The sequence below is a fragment of the Pelomicrobium sp. G1 genome (genome assembly GCF_051905455.1).
Taxonomy (GTDB): domain Bacteria; phylum Pseudomonadota; class Gammaproteobacteria; order Burkholderiales; family UBA6910; genus Pelomicrobium.
Map to the genome: position 1 here is coordinate 30,546 of NZ_JBQACR010000005.1, position 18,685 is coordinate 49,230.

An 18,685-nucleotide genomic window follows, 5' to 3' on the forward strand; every position below is an offset into this window, starting at 1 on the left:
GTCGGGCCACCCTTCCCGAGCCCCTGGCGGAGGTGGGCTAGGGAAGATCATCCCGATGGAGCAGGAACACATGGCCCGCTCCGCTGCTCACCTCCGGCCAGACGAAAGGCAGCTGGGGGAACGAAGCCTCCAGGACGTCCCGGTGATGCCCGATCTCCACCACGAGAACGCCGCCCGGCGCCAGAAACGAGCGGGCCTGCGCCAGAATGCGGCGCACGAAGTCGAGGCCGTCCTCTCCCCCTGCCAGGGCCTCCCGCGGCTCGTGGAGATACTCGGGCGGCAGCGCCTCCATCGACGCCTGGTCCACGTAGGGCGGGTTCGAGACGATCACGTCATAGCGGTTTCCCTCCAGGGACTCGAACAGGTCGGAGCGCAGGAGCCGCACCCGTTCCTTGAGCCCGTAATCCCGCACGTTGCGGGCCGCCACCTCCAGGGCAGCGGCGGAAGCGTCGGAGGCATCCACCCGGGCGCCAGGGAAGGCATGGGCCAGAAGGATGGCGAGGCAGCCGCTGCCGGTGCATAGGTCCAGGGCGGCGCGCACCTCATGGGGATCGGCCACCCAGGGGGCGAGCTGGTCGCGCAGGAGCTCGGCGATGAAGGAGCGGGGGACGATCACCCGCTCGTCCACGTAGAAGCGGAAGTCCCCCAGCCAGGCCTCCCCGGTGAGGTAGGCGGCCGGCCGCCGCTCCTGCACCCGCCGGGAGAGGAGCTCGAGCACCGCGCTTCGCTCCGACGAGGTGAGCCGGGCGTCCAGGAACGGCTCCAGCCGATCCAGGGGAAGATGCAGGGCGTGGAGGATCAGGTAGGCCGCCTCGTCGTAGGCGTCGCTCGTGCCGTGGCCGAAGGCGAGGCCCGCCTCGCGGAAGCGGCTCACGGCGAAGCGCAGCAGGTCACGGACCGTGGCGAGCTCCTGCCGCGCTTCGTCGAACGGAGGGCTCAGGCGAGAAGCCGGCGCAGCGCCCGGCCGTAAATGTCGGCGAGCCGCGCCAGGTCGGCGAGGGGCACGCATTCGTCGATCTTGTGGATCGTGGCGTTGAGCAGCCCCAGCTCCACCACCTGGGGACAGATCCGGGCGATGAACCGGCCGTCGGAGGTGCCACCCGTGGTGGAGAGCTCCGGCTCGATGCCCGCCACCTCCCGCACCGCGGCCTTGAGCGCTTCGGCGAGCGGCCCCGGCAGAGTGAGATAGGGCCGGTTGTAGGGCCTCTCCCACGCGAGCTCGTACTCGAGCCCGTGGGCGTCGAGCACCGCCCGCAGCCGCTCCAAGAGGGATTCCACGGTGCTGGCGGTGGAGAAGCGGAAGTTGAACTGCAGGGTGACCTCGCCCGGGATCACGTTGGTCGCCCCGGTGCCGCCGCGGATGTTGGAGATCTGCCAGGAGGTGGGGGGGAAGAATTCGTCGCCCTCGTCCCACACCGTGCGGGCGAGCTCGGCGATGGCCGGCGCCGCCAGGTGGATGGGATTCCTGGCGAGGTGGGGGTAGGCGATGTGGCCCTGGATGCCCTTCACCGTGAGCGTTCCGGAGAGGGAGCCGCGCCGGCCGTTCTTCAGCGTGTCCCCCACCACCCGGGCGCAGGTGGGCTCGCCCACGATGCAGTAGTCGATCGCCTCCCTCCGTTCCTCGAGCAATTCCACTACCCGAACGGTGCCGTCCACGGCCGGGCCTTCCTCGTCGGAGGTGAGGAGCAGGGCGAGGGAGCCCCGGTGGCGCGGGTGCTCGCTCAAGAAGGCTTCCACGGCGGTCACGAAGGCGGCGATCGCCCCCTTCATGTCCGCCGCTCCACGGCCATAAAGAACGCCGTCGCGGATCGTGGGCCGAAAGGGATCGCTCGTCCATTGCTCTAGAGGACCCGGGGGCACCACGTCGGTGTGGCCGGCGAAACAGAGCACCGGGCCCCCGGTTCCGCGCCGGGCCCAGAGGTTGTCCACGGCGCCGAAGCGCAGCCGCTCCACGCGGAAACCCGCCCTTTCCAGCCGCTCGCCCAGGAGCTGCTGACAGCCGGCGTCGTCGGGGGTTACCGAGGGACGGGCGATGAGCGCTTGGGCAAGCTCGACGGCGGGGTGCATGGGACGGTTCTGGTTTTTGAAGGACGGCCCCGCCCCGAAGCCGGAGCCGGGCCGGGGATGCAGGGGCTCACTTGTCGATCAGGTCGATCTTGATCGGCGGCTCTTCCGGGGCGGCCGCACCCGGTCCTTTGGCGCCGGTCTCGGCCAGGCGGATCTGGCCGTAGTCGATGAGGGCCGCCAGGTTGGTGGGCGAATCGGCGTGGGCCATGGCTTCGTCCCGGGTGATTCTGCCCGCCTGGTACATCTTGAACAGGGCCTGCTCGAAGGTCTGGGACCCCGGCGAGACCGTGGTCTCCATGGCCTCCTTGATGGCGTCGATTTCCCCCTTCTTGATCAGCTCCGAGATGTAGGTGGTGTTGATCAGGATCTCCACCGCCGGCAGGAGTTTCCCGTCCACGCCCCGCACCAGGCGCTGGGAGATGATGGCCTTCAGGCTGATGGCCAGGTCCGCCAGCAAGGCGGTGCGCGCGTCGTGGGGGAAGAAGTTGATGATGCGCGAGAGCGCATGGTAGCTGTTGTTGGCGTGCAGGGTGGACACGCACAGGTGGCCGGTCAGGGCGTAGATGATGCCGTGCTTGAGGGTCTCCCGGTCCCGAATCTCCCCGATCATCAGCAAATCCGGCGCCTCCCGCATGGCGTTGGTGAGGGCGTTGGCGTAGGAGATCGTGTCCATGCCGATTTCCCGCTGGTTGACGATAGACTTGCGGTGCTTGAACACGAATTCGATGGGATCTTCCACCGTGAGGATGTGGCCGGTGCGGTTGGCGCTGCGGTGCTCGATCATGGCCGCCAGGGTGGAGGACTTGCCCGCCCCGGTGGATCCCACCACTAGAATCAGCCCGCGGCGCTCCATGATCAGGTCCTTAAGGATAACGGGCAGGTTGAGTTCCTCCACTGTGGGGATGGTGCTCTTGATGTGCCGGATGACCATCGCCAGATCGCCCCGCTGGCGGAAGATGTTGACCCGGTAGTTGGCCACCTCCGGCAGGCTGAAGGAGAAGTTCATCTCCATGGTGGCCTCGAAGGTGCGGATCTGGTCCTCGGTCATCAGGCCGTAGGCCAGCTTGATCACCTGGTCCGATTCCAGCGGCTTGTCGTTGATCGGCATGCACACGCCGTTGATCTTGATCTGGATCGGCGCGCCCACGGTGAAAAACAGATCCGAGGCCTGTTTCTCGGCCATGAGCTTGAGCAGCGGTGCGATGATCATGGGATGCTCCTTGGGTCTTCAACCGCGCCGCCGCGGCGCGCGCCGCTAGATGCCCCGCAGCAGCTCGTTGATGCTGGTCTTGGCGCGGGTCTTGGCGTCCACCTGCTTGACGATCACCGCGCAGTACAGGCTGTACTTGCCGTCCGGGGAGGGAAGGCTGCCGGAGACGACCACCGAGCCCGCGGGCACCCGCCCGTAGAGAATCTCCCCCGTTTCCCGGTTGAGAATCTTGGTGCTCTGGGAGAGGAAGACGCCGGTGCCGATCACCGCCCCCTCCTCGACGATCAAGCCCTCCACGATCTCGGAGCGGGCGCCGATGAAGCAGTTGTCCTCGATGATGGTGGGGTTGGCCTGGACCGGTTCCAGCACCCCACCGATGCCCACGCCGCCCGCGAGATGGACGTTCTTGCCGATCTGGGCACAGGAACCCACGGTGGCCCAGGTGTCCACCATGGTGCCTTCGTCCACGTAGGCGCCGATGTTGACGTAGGAGGGCATCAGCACCACGTTGGCCGCGATGTAGGAGCCCCGGCGGGCGGCCGCCGGGGGGACCACGCGGAAGCCGCCTTCGCGGAAGTCGCGGGAGTTGTACTCCGCGAACTTGGACGGGATCTTGTCGAAGTAGTTGGTGAAGCCGCCCTTGATGAAGCTGTTGTCCTCGATGCGGAACAGCAGCAGCACGGCCTTCTTGATCCACTCGTGGGTCACCCAGCGGCCGTCGATCTTCTCTGCCACCCGCAGCTTTCCCTTGTCGAGGAGGTCCACCACCTCCATCACCGCTTCGTGAACCTTGGTGGGCACGTTGCGCGGCGTGATCTCGCCGCGGCGCTCGAACGCTTCCTCGATGATGCTCTGGAGTTGTTTCATCGGCAGTGGGTCCTCGGTCGATGACGTTATCATCCCGCGGCGGCGGCCCCGCCGCGGCCCTCGGCGGCGAAGCGGCGGATGCGCTCGGCCGCCTCCACGCAGGCGTCCAGCGGAGCCACTAGGGCCACGCGCACGAAGTTGCGCCCGGGATTGAGGCCGTGGGCCTCCCGCGCCAAGTAGGAGCCCGGAAGAACGGTCACATTATAGTCGCGGTACAGCAGGCGGGCGAAAGCGGTGTCGTCGAAGGGCGTGGGCAGCCACAGGTAAAACCCGGCGTCGGGCCTCCTTGCCCCTAGGGGCTCGAGCCGGGGCAGCACGGCGTCGAACTTGGCCCGATAGAGCCGGCGGTTCTCCTCCACGTGGGTTTCATCCCGCCAGGCCGCGATGCTCGCCGCCTGCACCGCGGGGCTCATGGCGCAGCCGTGGTAGGTGCGATAGCGCAGGTAACGCTCCAGGATCTGCGCGTCGCCGGCGACGAAGCCCGAGCGCAGCCCCGGCGCGTTGGAACGCTTGGACAGGCTGGAGAAGACCACGAGCCCGCGGAAATCCCGGCGCCCCAGCCGGTGGGCCGCCTCCAGGGCGCCCAGGGGCCGGGAGGCGTCGTCGAAGTAGATCTCGGAATAGCACTCGTCGGAGGCGACGACGAAGCCGTGGCGGTCGGAGAGTTCGAACAGGCGGCGCCACTCGTCCAGGCCCATCACGCTGCCGGTGGGGTTGCCCGGCGAGCAGGCGTACACGAGCTGGGTGCGGCGCCACACCGCTTCGGGGAGCTGGGCGAAGTCCAGGGCGAAGCCGTTTTCGGGCAGCAGGTTGAGGAACTGGGGCGTTGCGCCGGCGAGGAGCGTCGCTCCCTCGTAGATCTGGTAGAAGGGGTTGGGGCACACCACGGTGGCGCCGGGGCGCGCGGAATCCACCACCGCCTGGGCGAAGGAGAACAAGGCTTCCCGGCTCCCGTTCACCGGCAGGACCTGGGTCTCCGGGTCGATCTCCGGCAGGGCGTAGCGCCGGGCGATCCAGTCGGCCAGGGCCAGGCGCAAGGCGGGCTGGCCGGCGGTGGTGGGATAGCGGGCGAGGGAGGAAAGGGCTTGCGCCAGCGCTTCCAAAATGAAGGGCGGCGTCGCATGCTTCGGCTCGCCGATGGACAGATCGATGGCCCTGAAGGCGGGGTTGGGGCTCGCCCCCTGGAGCAGAAGCTGGAGTTTCTGGAACGGATAGGGCTGCAGGCGCTCGAGGTGGGGGTTCATCGAGGATCGGGCGTGGGGCGCCGTCGTTGTCGTTAAACCGGCGAATTATATCGGCCGGGTGGCATCGGCGCCAACGCGCGGACCCGCGATCCGGGCGGGCGTTCGGTCAGCCGCGTGTGCTTGCCTCCCGAGGAAACTCCGGCAGCAGGACCGGCGCGGCGGGCTCCCATCCCGCCTTCCGGTGCTCCGCCTCCACTGTGGTGAAGATGCCGCCGCGCACGTAGAAGCGGGCCCGCAGCCGCATGTATCGGGGTTCCGTGGCGGCCACCAGGTCGTCCAGGATACGGTTGGTGACCGCCTCGTGGAAGGCACCCTCATCCCGGTAGGACCAGATGTAGAGCTTCAGGCTCTTCAGCTCGACGCACCGCCGGTCGGGGATGTAATCCAGGATCAGGGTGGCGAAGTCGGGCTGGCCGGTCTTCGGGCACAGGCAGGTGAACTCCGGAATCTCCATGTGGATCAGGTAGTCCCGATCCGGGGCCGGGTTGGGGAAGGTCTCGAGCTGCTTGGAGGGACGTGTGGCCATTCTCGCCTGCTCGTCAATTCAGTTAAAATGCCGGCCATTCTCCAAGCGGGAGTCGCCGCCCGATGGGCCGCCGTCCCGGCGGGTGCAGGCCGCGCTCCCGGGGGGGCGGGCGGCGCCGGCGCGGCGAATGCCCGTTGATTCTCGAACATTATAACGACTGGTCGGCACCCCGTTGCGCCTCGCCCACATCAAGCTCGCCGGGTTCAAGTCCTTCGTCGATCCCACCCATATTCCGCTCCCGGGCCAGTTGGTCGGCATCGTCGGTCCCAACGGCTGCGGCAAATCCAACATCATCGACGCCGTGCGCTGGGTGCTGGGGGAATCCCGGGCCTCCGCCTTGCGCGGCGAGTCCATGCAGGACGTGATCTTCAACGGCTCCCTGGAGCGCAAGCCGGTGAGCCGGGCGGTCGTGGAGCTGGTGTTCGACAACAGCCTGGGCAAGGCCGGCGGGCAGTGGTCCCAATACGCCGAGATCGCGGTCAAGCGGGTGATCGAGCGCAACGGCGAGTCCTCCTACTACATCAACAACCTCCACGTGCGCCGGCGGGACGTGCAGGACATCTTCCTCGGCACGGGCCTGGGCGGGCGTCCCTACGCCATTATCGAACAGGGGATGATCTCCCGCATCATCGAGGCCAGGCCCGAGGAGCTACGGGTGTTCCTGGAGGAGGCGGCGGGCGTGTCTAAGTACCGGGAACGGCGGCGGGAGACCGAGCTGCGGCTAGAAGACGCCCGGGAGAACCTCGCCCGGGTGGACGACATCCGCCAGGAGCTGGAGAAGCAGCTCGAGCGGCTACAGGCCCAGGCCCAGGTGGCGGCTCGCTATCACGAGCTCCAGGCGCGGCTGCGCACCGTCCAGGCCCTGCTTGCCCTCACCCGCAGGCAGGAAGCCGCGGCGGCCCGGGAGCGGCTCGCGCGGGAGATGGAACGCCTGGAGACGGCGCTGCAAGGGGAGATCGCCCGGCTGCGGGAAGCCGAGCGCCACCTGGAGGAAGCCCGGGAGCGCCACTACGGCTTGAGCGATGCGCTCCACGGCGCCCAGGGGGCGTTGTACCAGGCGAACGCGGAAGTGGCCCGGCTGGAGCAGCAGCTCCAGCACCTGCGGGCGAGCCGCAGCCGCATCGAGCAGCAACTGGGCACCACGAGGAATCTTTTGGCCCAGCACGAAGAGCGCCGGGCCAACGCCCAGGCGGGGCTCGCCCATTGGCGGGCGAAGCGGGAGCGGGCCACCGAGGAGGCGCGCCTGCGCCAGGAACGAGCCGAAGGGGAGGGCCGGGACCTGCCCCGGTTGGAAGAAGCCCACCGGGCGGCCCAAGCCCGTTACGGCGAGGCTCAGCGGGAGCGCATGCGGGCCGAGCAGGCCCGGGAAGTGGAACAAACCCATCTGAGCCACGCCGAGAGGGTGCTGGCCCAGTTGGCGGCTCGGCGCGAGCGCCTGGAGGAGGAGTGGCGGGGGCTGCCCCAAGGGAATCCGGACGAAGGCGAGCGCCTGGCGCGGGAGCTGGAGGACATCGACCGCCGGATCGCGCAGCAGGAGGCGGCCCTGGCCCAGGGCATGGAGCGGCTGCCCGCCGCCCAGGCGGCCCTTGAGGCCGCCCGCCAGGGGCTCCAGGCCCAGGAGCAGCGCTTGACCGAGGTGGAGGCCCGGCGGGCGGCGTTGGAAGAGCTCCAGCGGCGGCTCGAGAGCAACGAGAGGCTTACCGCCTGGCTTTCCGTCCAGGGGCTCCAGGGCCGTTCCCGGTTCTGGCAGGCGATCGCGGTGGGCGAGGGCTGGGAAGACGCCCTGGAGGCGGTGCTGCGGGAGCGGCTCAACGCGGTGGCGCTGGAGGCCTTGGACGAGGCCGGTCGCTGGAGCGACGGGCCGCCACCCGGAAAGCTCGCCTGCTTCGAGCCCAGGGCCGAAACGGTGCCTTCTTTGGCCCCGGACCCGGATCCGGCTCCCCGCCTCCGCGCCCAAGTGACTTGCCGGGACGAGGGGGTGGCGGCGGCCCTGGACGACTGGCTGGCGGGGGTTTTCCTGGCGCAGTCCTTGGAGGCCGCCTTGGAGCGTCGGCACCTGCTCCAGCCGGGGCAGGCCTTCGTGCTCCCCGGCGGGCACCTGGTGACTCGGGCGAGCATCACCTATTACGTTCCCGACTCCGGGCTGCACGGGGTGCTGGCCCGGGAGCGGGAGATCGAGGCCCTGGCCCGGGAGGGAATAGCCCAGCGCGCCGCCATCGAGGCGCAGGCCAGGGCCGTCGCCCAGGAGGAGGAGCAGGTGCGGGCCCTGGAGGCGGCCCTGGAGGAAGACCGCTCGGCCCTGGCCGCGGCCCGCCAGCGCCGGCACGAGGTCCAAATGGCGGCCCTCAAGGCGGCCGAGGCGGCGGAGCGGGTGAGGGCCCGCAGCCGGCAAATCGCCGCCGAGCTGGAGGAGATCGACGCCCAGGAGCGGACGGAAAAGAGCCGCCGGGAGGCGGCGATCCAGCGGCTGGAGGAAATCGCGGGAGAGATCGCCGCCGCGAAGCAGGCGGAGAGCGTCCAGGAAGAAGCATGCCGGGCGGCCGAGACCCGCCTGGGGGAACGGCGGCAGGCCCATCAGCAGGCCCTCCACGAAGCCCAGGAGGCTGTCTATCACGAGAAGCTCGCGTCAAGCAAAATCAATGAGCTTGAGGATCTTCTTAGAGTCATAGATCAAGACATGGCGTCGGCCAGGGCCTCCCTGGAAGCCCTCGAAGGAGAACTGGCCGGGTTGGATCCTGCCCCCATCGAGGCCGCTTTGCAGGCCGCCCTGGAGGAGCGCCAGTCCCGGGAGGAGGCCCTCGCCCAGGCGCGGGACGCCTTGGAAGAGGCGAGCGCCCGGTTGCGCTCCCTGGAGGAGAGCCGGCTGACCATCGAGCAGGGGCTCGAGCCCTTGCGCCAGAAGCTCGCCGAGGCCCAGCTCAAGGAACAGGAAGCGCGGCTCACGGTGGCCCAGTTCGAGGAGCAGCTCCGGGGAATGGGCGCCGACGAGGAGGCCTTGGCCGCCCAGTTGGGCGAGAAACCCCGGGCCTCGTCGCTGCAGGGGGAGATCACCCGGCTCAACAACGAGATCGCGGAGCTGGGGGCGGTCAATCTGGCGGCTCTGGAGGAACTCAAGGCCGCCGAGGAGCGCAAAGCCTTCCTGGACGCCCAGTCGGAAGATCTCCGGGCCGCGGTGGAAACCCTGGAGAACGCCATCCGGCGCATCGACCGGGAAACCCGGGAGCGCCTGATGAGCACCTTTGACCAGGTGAACAACCACCTGGCCGAGCTGTTCCCGACCCTCTTCGGCGGGGGGCAGGCCCGGCTGGTCCTCACCGGGGAGGAAATCCTGGACGCTGGGCTCCAGGTCATCGCCCAACCGCCGGGCAAGAAGAACACCTCCATCCACCTCCTCTCGGGGGGAGAGAAGGCCCTCACCGCGCTGGCCCTGGTGTTCTCCCTGTTCCAGCTTAACCCGGCGCCCTTCTGCCTGCTGGACGAGGTGGACGCGCCCCTGGACGACACCAACACCGAGCGCTTCTGCCAACTGGTGAAGCGCATGGCCCAGCAGACCCAGTTCATCTTCATCAGCCATAACAAGCTCACCATGGAGATCGCCCACCAGCTGATCGGCATCACCATGCAGGAGCAAGGGGTCTCCCGGGTGGTGGCCGTGGACGTGGAAGAGGCGATGCGCCTGCGGGACGCTGCTGCCGCCTGAGCGGGCGTGCAATCCCGGCGCCCTGGAGACCGGAGCCGCCGGGCGTTAACATGGAAACGCGATGAGCGAGCTGCAACTGGGACTGCTGGTGGTCGGCGCGCTGGTGGTGGCGGGCGTGTACGTGTTCAACCTAGTCCAGCAGCGCCGGCTGCGCCGCCAGGCCGAGCGCGCCTTCGGCAATCGCCACGAGGACGTGCTGCTCAAGGCCCAGCCGACCCGGGTGGAGCCCCGGTTAGAACCGGTGCCGGTGGCGGAAACGCGAACCGAGCCGAGCCTGGAGCCGGCGCCGGCCTCCGCCGTCCAGCCCGATACGGTCCAGCTCGACGATGACATCGACTTCGTGGCGGAGCTCGCCTTTTCCGCCCCGATCGAACCCGCCGCTCTGGCGCCCCTGGTGCAACGCAAAGCGGAATTCGGCAAGCCAGTCTCGATCGCGGTCTATGACCCCCAGGAAGACGCCTGGAAAGAAGTCCACTTGGGCATGAGAGGGCGCTACGACCGGGCGCGGGTGGCCTTGCAGCTCTGCAACCGGGACGGGGCGGTGAGCGACGTCATGCTGCGGGGCTTCCGGGACGCGGTCCAGGCCCTGGCCCAGGCTCTGGGCGCCCAGGTCGCCATGCCCAATGCCGACGAAGCGGCAGTGCGGGCGGCGCTGCTGGACCAGTTCTGCGCCGAAGTGGATGTGGTGATCGGCATCAACGTGGTGAGCCCCGGGGAGCGCCGCTTCCACGGCGCCAAGATCAAGGCCCTGGCGGAGTCCAACGGTTTGAAGCTCACGGCCGACGGTCGCTACGCCCTCGTGGACGAGCGAGGGGAGGCCCTGTTCAAAGTGGCCGACGTCCAGGCCGTTCCTTTCCGGGCGGAAACCTTGTCCCAGATGTCCACCGACGGGCTCACCCTGGAGCTGGACCTGCCCCGGGTCACGGACGGGCTGGATGCGTTCCGGCAGATGGTGCAGCTCGCCCGCACCTTCGCCACCACCCTGGGGGGCGTCATGGTGGACGACAACCGGGTGGCCTTGACCGACGCCGGCCTGGAAAAGATCCGCCTGGAAATCGCCCGCCTCCAGGCCTTGATGGAGGCGCGGCGCATTCCTGCCGGCGGCGATCTGGCCCTGCGGCTCTTTTCCTAGGCAGGAAAGACGTTTCTTTCGGGACGGGACTTCCGCCAGGAGACATCCATGAAAGCGCCGGCCGAAGCGGTGGCGGAGGCGAAACGGCTCCGGGAGGAGATCGAGCGGGCCAACTACAACTATTACGTCCTCAATCGCCCCACGATCCCCGATGCGGAATACGACCGCCTGTTCCGCCGGCTCCAGGAACTGGAAGCCCGCTATCCGGAGCTGGCTACCCCCGATTCGCCCACCCAGCGGGTGGGCGCGGCGCCCATGGAGGAATTCCCCGAGGTCCGGCACGCGGCGCCCATGCTTTCCCTCAACAACGCTTTCGACGACGAGGAGGTGAAGGCTTTCGACCGGCGGGTGCGGGAGGGGCTTGGGGTCGAGCGAGTGGAATACGAGGTGGAACCCAAGTTCGACGGCCTGGCGGTGAGCCTCACCTACCGGGAGGGCGTCTTGGTCCAGGGGGCAACCCGGGGCGACGGCTACACGGGGGAGGACGTGACCGCGAATCTGCGTACCGTGCGGGCCATCCCCCTGCGGCTTAAGGCGAAGGCGCCGCCCGTGCTCCTGGAGGTGCGAGGCGAAGTGCTCATGTTCAAGGCCGACTTCGAGAGGCTCAACGCGGAGCAGCAGGCCCGCGGGGAGCGCCCCTTCGCCAACCCCCGTAACGCCGCTGCCGGGTCCCTGCGCCAGTTGGACCCCCGCATCACCGCCAAGCGGCCCCTCACCTTTTTCGCCTATGGGATCGGCCGGGGGGAAGGGGAAGGCATTCCCCGGGACCGGCAGAGCCGGCTGCTCGACTATCTGGAAAGCCTGCGGATCCCGGTCTCCCCGATCCGGGAGGTGGTGGCCGGGGTGGAAGGACTGCTGGGTTTCTACCGCAAGCTGCTGGCGCGGCGCGACGACCTGCCCTACGAGACGGATGGAGTGGTGTACAAGGTGGACCGCCTGGACTACCAGGAGCGCTTGGGCTTCGTCTCCCGCGCACCCCGGTTCGCCGTCGCCCACAAGTTCCCCGCCCAGGAGGAGATGACCCAGCTCCTGGACATCGAGGTGCAGGTGGGGCGCACCGGCGCCCTCACCCCGGTGGCCAGGTTGAAGCCCGTGCAGGTGGGGGGTGTCACAGTGACGAGCGCCACCCTGCATAACGAGGACGAGATCCGCCGCAAGGACATCCGCATCGGAGACTGGGTGATCGTGCGCCGGGCGGGGGACGTGATCCCGGAGGTGGTGGCGGTGGTGCCGGAGAAACGGCCGGCCCATACCCGGCGCTTCGTCATGCCGTCCCGTTGTCCCGTGTGCGGCTCGGCCGTGGTGCGGCTCCCGGACGAGGCCATCGCCCGCTGCAGCGGTGGCCTAGTGTGCCCGGCCCAGCGCAAGCAGGCCCTCCTGCACTTCGCCAGCCGCCGGGCCCTGGACATCGAGGGCCTGGGCGAGAAGCTGGTGGACCAGTTGGTGGACACGGGCCTGGTCAAAACCCCTGCGGACTTGTTCCACCTGACCGAAGAGCAGCTCGCGGCGCTCCCCCGCATGGGGCGCAAGTCGGCGCAGAACCTGCTTGAGGCCCTGGAGCGCAGCCGCAGGAACGCCACCCTGGCCCGGTTCATCTATGCCCTAGGCATCCGCCACGTGGGAGAGACCACCGCCCGGGATCTGGCCCAGCACTTCGGCAGCCTGGGGGCCCTCATGAAAGCGAGCGAAGAAGAGATCATGGAGGTGCCGGACGTGGGGCCGGTGGTGGCGAAGAGCATCCACCAGTTCTTCGCCGAGCGCCACAACCGGGAGGTGATCGAGGGGCTGCGGCCTTTCTACGGTCATTGCTGGCGCATGGAGACCCGGCGAGCCGGGGCACGCGAGCTCGCTGGCAAGACCTTCGTGCTGACCGGGACCCTCTCCAGCATGACCCGGGAGGAGGCCAAGGAGCGGATCGAAGCCCTGGGGGGGAAGGTGACCGGCAGCGTCTCCCGCAACACGGATTACGTGGTGGTGGGGACCGACCCGGGATCGAAATACGATCGGGCGCGGGAACTCGGCGTTCCCATCCTGGACGAGGACGCGTTCCTGAAGCTCGTGCGCTCTTAGAGACTAAGGAGGTATTCCATGCTCCCGATCACCAAGGCGGTGTTCCCCGTGGCGGGACTGGGCACCCGCTTCCTGCCGGCCACCAAGGCGAGCCCCAAGGAAATGCTGCCCATCGTGGACAAGCCCCTCATCCAGTACGCCGTGGAGGAGGCCGCCGCCGCCGGGATCACCCAGATGATCTTCGTCACCGGCCGCAACAAGCGGGCCATCGAGGATCATTTCGACAAGAACTACGAGCTGGAGGCGGAGCTGGAAGCCCGGGGCAAGCAGCAGTTACTGGAGCAGGTGCGGCGGGCGATCCCCAGCGGCATCACCTGCATCTACATTCGGCAGGTGGATGCGCTGGGGCTGGGGCATGCCATTCTGTGCGCCCGTCCCGTAGTGGGGGAAGAACCGTTCGCGGTATTGTTGGCCGACGACCTGATCGACGCGCGCCCCCCGGTCCTGCAGCAGATGAGGGAAGTCTTCGAGGAAACCCGCTGCTCGGTGCTGGGGGTGCAGCAGGTGGCGCCGGCGGACACCGGCCAATACGGCATCGTGAAGATGGCCGCAGGCGAGGGGAAAGTCCGGCGCATCCGCGGCATCGTGGAAAAGCCGCCGCCCGGCGCGGCCCCGTCCACCCTGGGGGTGGTGGGGCGCTACATCCTGACTCCCCGGGTGTTCCACCATCTGGAGGGGCTCAAGCCCGGCGCGGGCGGAGAGATTCAGTTGACCGACGGTATCGCTGCCCTGGCCCGGGAGGAGCCCGTGATGGCTTTCGAGTTCGACGGCACCCGCTTCGATTGCGGCAGCAAGCTGGGCTATCTCCAGGCCATGGTGGCCTACGGGCTCAGGCACGGAGAAGTGGGCCAGGCGTTTGCCGGTTACCTGGCCGGGCTCGGGGGCTTTCTGGAAACGCTGGGTGCGGCGCCCGCCCGGGGACGGAAATGAGATAACAAAATCATGATAAGCTAATATAGCTATTTGGTTCCACACACCCTGTTGGAGACGCCGATGCCGAACAAGCTGATGATCGTGATGGTGAACACGGACCCGAGCGACGGCCCCGAGCTGGGGGCGCCGTTCTTCCAGGCCACCGTGGCTGCCGCCATGGACTACGAAGTGGAAGTCATCCTCACCGCCCGGGCGGGGGAGCTGGCGAAGAAGGGCGTGGCGGAAAAGCTCTACGTCAAGCCCGGCTCGCCCAAGAGCGTGTACGATTTCATCAAGGACGCCCACGAGGCCGGGGTGCATTTCAAGGTGTGCACGCCTACCCTGGAGCTGTGGGGGGACGACCTGATTCCCGAGATTGAGGAAACCGTGGGCGGGGCCTACGTGATCGAGCAGGCCATGGACGAGAACGTGGTCACTTTCACCTATTGAGGGCTTAAGCTGGATCCGCAACGCGCCCGCCAGATTCTGAACCAGGCCGAGCTGGTGTGGTCCGCCGAGCAGGTGGGAGCGGCGGTGCGGCGGCTCGCCCGGGAAATCACCGGCGCGCTGGGCGAGCGCTATCCCCTTGTGCTTCCCGTGATGGGCGGGGCGGTGGTGTTCACCGGTCAGCTCCTACCCCTGCTCGATTTCCCCCTGGATTTCGACACCCTCTACGTCTCCCGCTACCGGGGCAGGACCTCGGGGGCTGACGTGCAGTGGCGCATCGAGCCGCCGGAGCGCACCCGGGGGCGCGTGGTGCTGGTGCTGGACGACATCCTGGACGAGGGCGAGACCCTGGCGGCCATCCGGGCCCGGATTCTGGAGGCGGGCGCCCAGGACTTCTACAGCGCCGTGCTGGCGGACAAGGATATCGGCCGGGAGAAACCCGTCCGGGCCGACTTCGTGGGACTGCGGGTGCCCAATCGATACGTTTTCGGTTTCGGCATGGACGTCTACGGCGCCTGGCGCAACCTGCCCGCCATCTACGCCCTGGCGGAAAACTGAGGCAAACTCCCTTTACCGGCGCCGGCCGGCCCGATACCATGCGGCTCCTTGGCCAAATTGTTCGCATCTTCCCGCGAGCCTGAAAGTTTCGTTCACCCATGTTGGCGATCATCGGCGGATCGGGGCTGACCACCCTGCCCAATCTGCAGATCACCGGCCGCAAGGTGGTGCGTACCCCCTACGGGGAGCCTTCCTGCCCCCTCACCTTCGGCACCATCCGGGACCGCCCGGTGGTGTTTCTCGCGCGCCACGGCTACGGCCATACCATCCCGCCCCACGCGGTGAACTACCGGGCCAACCTGTGGGCCCTGCAGGCGGAAAAGGTCCGGGCGGTGGTGTCGGTGGCGTCGGTGGGGGGCATCCGCCGGGATCTCACTCCCGGCGTGATCGCCATTCCCGACCAGATCATCGACTACACCCACGGGCGGGCCTTTACCTTTTACGAGTCCGACGCGACCCCGGTCACCCATATCGACTTCACCCACCCCTATTGCGAGCGGACCCGGGCCTTGTGCATCGAGGCGGCGCGGCGGGCGGGGGAGCCGGTCGTGGTGGGGGGCGTGTACGCCGCCACCCAGGGCCCGCGGCTGGAGACCGCCGCGGAGATCGACCGGCTGGAACGGGACGGGGCCGATATGGTCGGAATGACCGGGATGCCCGAGGCAGCCCTGGCCCGGGAGCTCAGCTTGAGCTACGCGGCCCTCGCGGTGGTGGCCAACTATGCCGCCGGCCGAGCGGACAGCGCCGAGGGCATCCGGATGGAGGACGTGGCCAAGGTGCTCAAAGGGGCCATGGCCCGGGTGCGCAACATCCTGGAGCACGTGGTGGAAGCGTATGGCGATTAGGGAAGTCTTGCGCATGGGCGATCCCCGGCTGCTCGCCCCGGCGCGTCCGGTGGGACGGTTCAATACCCCCGAGCTCCACGCCCTGGTGCAGGATCTCGTCGACACCATGCGGGCGTTGAACGGGGCGGGCATCGCCGCGCCCCAGATCGGCGTGGGGCTCCAGGTGGTGATCTTCGAAGTGACCAGGAACCCCCGCTACCCCGGCGTGGAGGAGGTGCCCTTCACGGTGCTGGTGAATCCCGAGATCACGCCGGTGGACGAAACCCTAGAGGAGGGCTGGGAAGGTTGCCTCTCAGTGCCGGGGATGCGGGGCCTCGTGCCCCGCTACCGCAGCGTCCGCTACCGGGGCCACGACGCCCGGGGCAACCCCATCGACCGGACGGTGAGCGGCTTCCACGCCCGGGTGGTGCAGCACGAGTGCGACCACCTGCAGGGCATTCTCTATCCCATGCGCATCCGCGACTTAACCCAGTTCGGCTTCACCGACGTGCTGTTCCCGGACCTGGCCGGCATTGAAGCGTAGGTCAGGTCTTCAACGCTTCCAGCAGGTCGGTCTCCAGGCGCACCACCGCCTTGTCGTCGCCGAGCTGGCCTCCCGAAATCAGGAAGGTGTCCTCCGCCCGCTCCCCTAGGGTGGCGATGCGGGCGCTCTCCACGTTGACGCCGTGGTCGTGCAGTACCCGGGCTACGCGGGAAAGCAGCCCCGTGCGGTCCCCCGCCACGATGGACAGGATGCGGTGGCGCCCGTAGTCGTCGGGCCGAATGTGCACCTGGGGGACGATGGGGAAGTGCTTCATCTGCCGGCTGACGCGCCCGAGGGGCGGGGGAGGGGCGGCGGGTCCTTCCAGGGCCCGGCTCACCTCGTATTCCAGGTAGCTGGTGAGATCCCGGTAGGACAGGGACTTGTTCTCTGGGTCCAGCACCAGGAAGCTGTCCAGGGCGTAGCCGTGGCGGGTGGTATAGATCTTCGCCTCGGCGATGGAAAAGTTGATCCGGGCGAAACAGTCGCAGAGACGGGCGAAGAGGCGGGGCTGGTCCGGGCAATAGACGAGCACCTGGATACCTTCGGCCCCGGGGGCGAGCCGGGCCTTGACCACCGGGGTCGGCGTGTCCACCCGGTAGTTGAGGACCCGGGTGTGCCAGGCGATCTCCTCCGGGGCGTGGCGTAGGAAGTAGGCCACGTCCAGCTTGGACCATAGGCGCTCATGGGCCCCGTCGGGCACCGCCGCCAGGCGCAGCAGGCGCAGCGCTTCGCCCTGCCGCGCTTCCAGCAGGCTGGCGGGGGGCGGCGCCTGCCCGGAGAGGTGTCGCCGGGTCAGGTGGAAGAGATCCTCCAGCAGCTTCGCTTTCCACGCGTTCCACACCTTGGGACTGGTACCGCGGATGTCGGCCACGGTGAGCAGGTAAAGGGCCGTGAGCCGCCGGTCGGTGCCGACCAGCCGGGCGAAGCGGGCGATGACTTCCGGGTCCGAGAGATCCTGCTTCTGGGCGGTGTGGGACATTACCAGGTGGTGGCGCACCAGCCATTCCACCAGCTCCGCGTCTTCCGGGGGGAGAGGATGGCGGCGGCAGAAACGCCGCGCCTCGAGGGCGCCCAGGCTGGAGTGGTCGCCGCCGAGCCCCTTGGCGATGTCGTGGAACAAGGCGGCCAGGTACAGCACCTCGGGCCCCTCGAACTCGGCCATGAGGCGGCTGCAGAGGGGGTATTCGTGGGCAAATTCGGTGACCGCGAAGCGCCGCAGGTTGCGCACCACCATGAGGATGTGCTCGTCCACGGTGTAGACGTGGTAGAGATCGTGCTGCATTTGGCCCACGATGCGGCCGAAAGCCGGGATGTAGAGCCCGAGCACCCCGTAGCGATTCATGCGGCGCAGCTCCCGGGTGACGCCGGCCGGCTGGCGCAGGATCTCCATGAAGAGCCCCGGGCTGTCCGGGTCCCGGCGCAGCCGCGCCCCCACCTGTCCCACCGCACGCCACAAGGCCCGCAGCGTCTGGGCGTCCCGGCCCTGGATTTCCCGATGCTGCTGCAAGAGGAGGAAGCTCTCCAGGATGGCGCTGGGATGCCTGAGGAAGACATCCGGGTCCCGCGCCTGGAGCAGCCCGTTCACCACCTGGAAGCGCTCGTTGAGCACTTGGGGCTCTCCGGGCGGCGGCGGGTCGACCCGGGCCTCCAGGTCGAGGAGCAGGATCACGTTGAGCTGGGCCACCACCCGGGCGGCCCGGTAGTAGCGTTGCATCAAGAGCTCTCCCGCCCGCCGCACTCCCCGATCGGTGAGCCCCAGCTCCCGGGCCAGGGCCGTCTGGAAGTCGAAGAGCAGCCGATCCTCCCGGCGCCCGGCCAGGTAATGGAGCCGGATGCGCAGGTCCTTGAGCTTCGCTTCCTGGCGCCGCAACTGCCGCGCCTCTTCCCCGGAGAGGAGGCCCTTCTGCGCCAGGTCCCGCCAGCCCTTGCCCAGGGCGCAGACTTGGGCGATCCACAGGATCGTCTGCAGGTCCCGCAGCCCTCCCGGGCTCTCCTTCAGGTTGGGTTCCAGGTTGGTGGAGGCGTCGTGGTAGCGCTGGTGGCGCTGCTCCTGCTCCAAGCGCTTGCCCCGCAGGAACGCCGCCGGGTCCAGGGTGGCCGCGAGGGCCGATTTCAGCCGGCGGAACAGGGCCCGGTTGCCCGCCAGCAGGCGCGCCTCCAGGAGGGTGGTTTCGATGGTGATGTCCCGACGCGCCTCCTCCAGGCACTCGTCCACGGTGCGCACGCTGTGGGCCGTGTCCAGGCCCACGTCCCACAGGGCGCCCACCAGCCGCTCCAGGGCCGGGGCGAGGGCCGCGTCCGCCGGCGCGGGCAGCAGCACCAGCACGTCCACGTCGGAATAAGGGAACAGCTCTCCTCTACCGTAGCCGCCCACCGCCGCGAGGGCCAGGGTGGGAGGCATGGCGAGCCGCCGCCACAGCTCCCGCAATACCCGGTCCACCAGCCGGGCGTGCCGGCGCAAGGCCCGATCGGGGTGGGGGCGCTGCCGGTAGGCTTCCCGCAACCGCTCCCGCTCCGCCGCCAGCTCCCGTTTCAGGTCGGCGAGGAGCGCCGCCGGGGCCGTGGCATCGGCGCGGGCGGCCAT

The 18,685-nt window shown here is 68.7% G+C and carries 15 protein-coding genes; 8 read left to right on the plus strand and 7 right to left on the minus strand.

Translation table 11 applies throughout. From position 1 onward, the window contains the following. Positions 1-37: 37 nt before the first annotated feature. From prmB to queF, 6 genes are all read right to left on the minus strand, one after another. On the minus strand, positions 38-940 hold the full coding sequence (gene prmB / locus ACTFO6_RS06540; protein WP_439933786.1) for a 50S ribosomal protein L3 N(5)-glutamine methyltransferase: 903 nt from the start codon (positions 938-940) through the stop codon (positions 38-40). Beyond that, positions 937-2,067: a succinyl-diaminopimelate desuccinylase gene (gene dapE / locus ACTFO6_RS06545; protein WP_439933653.1), complete on the minus strand. Its 1,131-nt coding sequence runs from the start codon at positions 2,065-2,067 to the stop codon at positions 937-939. Before dapE ends, prmB begins: the two co-directional genes overlap by 4 nt. A gap of 67 nt (positions 2,068-2,134) precedes the next feature. Continuing rightward, complete coding sequence (locus tag ACTFO6_RS06550; protein ID WP_439933654.1) at positions 2,135-3,277, minus strand: PilT/PilU family type 4a pilus ATPase; 1,143 nt, start codon at positions 3,275-3,277, stop codon at positions 2,135-2,137. A gap of 45 nt (positions 3,278-3,322) precedes the next feature. Beyond that, positions 3,323-4,144 (minus strand): 2,3,4,5-tetrahydropyridine-2,6-dicarboxylate N-succinyltransferase, encoded by an 822-nt coding sequence (gene dapD, locus ACTFO6_RS06555; protein WP_439933655.1) that lies wholly within the window; start codon positions 4,142-4,144, stop codon positions 3,323-3,325. A 29-nt stretch (positions 4,145-4,173) separates the two neighbouring features. Next, positions 4,174-5,388, minus strand: coding sequence for a succinyldiaminopimelate transaminase (dapC, locus tag ACTFO6_RS06560; RefSeq protein WP_439933656.1), 1,215 nt, complete (start codon positions 5,386-5,388; stop codon positions 4,174-4,176). 106 nt (positions 5,389-5,494) lie between these two features. Further along, entirely contained in the window at positions 5,495-5,914 is a 420-nt protein-coding gene (gene queF / locus ACTFO6_RS06565) for a preQ(1) synthase (protein ID WP_439933657.1), read from the minus strand. Between the two features lie 172 nt (positions 5,915-6,086). On the opposite strand from queF, the gene smc reads away from it, so the two are divergent. The 8 genes from smc (at position 6,087) to def (ending at position 16,101) form a co-directional block, all read left to right on the plus strand. Further along, on the plus strand, positions 6,087-9,614 hold the full coding sequence (gene smc / locus ACTFO6_RS06570; RefSeq protein ID WP_439933658.1) for a chromosome segregation protein SMC: 3,528 nt from the start codon (positions 6,087-6,089) through the stop codon (positions 9,612-9,614). Between the two features lie 61 nt (positions 9,615-9,675). Further along, the gene (locus ACTFO6_RS06575; protein WP_439933659.1) at positions 9,676-10,746 is read left to right on the plus strand and encodes a cell division protein ZipA C-terminal FtsZ-binding domain-containing protein; all 1,071 of its coding nucleotides are present in this window, start codon (positions 9,676-9,678) and stop codon (positions 10,744-10,746) included. Between the two features lie 48 nt (positions 10,747-10,794). After that, complete coding sequence (gene ligA / locus ACTFO6_RS06580; protein ID WP_439933660.1) at positions 10,795-12,816, plus strand: NAD-dependent DNA ligase LigA; 2,022 nt, start codon at positions 10,795-10,797, stop codon at positions 12,814-12,816. An 18-nt stretch (positions 12,817-12,834) separates the two neighbouring features. Then, a complete protein-coding gene (gene galU, locus ACTFO6_RS06585; protein WP_439933661.1) occupies positions 12,835-13,746 on the plus strand; it encodes a UTP--glucose-1-phosphate uridylyltransferase GalU in 912 nt (303 codons plus the stop codon). Between the two features lie 63 nt (positions 13,747-13,809). Further along, positions 13,810-14,178: a DsrE/DsrF/DrsH-like family protein gene (locus ACTFO6_RS06590; RefSeq protein WP_147798263.1), complete on the plus strand. Its 369-nt coding sequence runs from the start codon at positions 13,810-13,812 to the stop codon at positions 14,176-14,178. Positions 14,179-14,187: 9 nt separating this feature from the next. After that, entirely contained in the window at positions 14,188-14,733 is a 546-nt protein-coding gene (locus ACTFO6_RS06595) for a hypoxanthine-guanine phosphoribosyltransferase (RefSeq protein ID WP_439933787.1), read from the plus strand. 98 nt (positions 14,734-14,831) lie between these two features. Beyond that, the gene (locus ACTFO6_RS06600; protein ID WP_439933662.1) at positions 14,832-15,578 is read left to right on the plus strand and encodes an S-methyl-5'-thioinosine phosphorylase; all 747 of its coding nucleotides are present in this window, start codon (positions 14,832-14,834) and stop codon (positions 15,576-15,578) included. Further along, positions 15,568-16,101, plus strand: coding sequence for a peptide deformylase (def, locus tag ACTFO6_RS06605; RefSeq protein ID WP_439933663.1), 534 nt, complete (start codon positions 15,568-15,570; stop codon positions 16,099-16,101). Before ACTFO6_RS06600 ends, def begins: the two co-directional genes overlap by 11 nt. A 1-nt stretch (position 16,102) precedes the next feature. Here def and ACTFO6_RS06610 read toward each other — a convergent pair whose 3' ends face one another. Then, positions 16,103-18,685 (minus strand): [protein-PII] uridylyltransferase, encoded by a 2,583-nt coding sequence (locus ACTFO6_RS06610; protein ID WP_439933664.1) that lies wholly within the window; start codon positions 18,683-18,685, stop codon positions 16,103-16,105.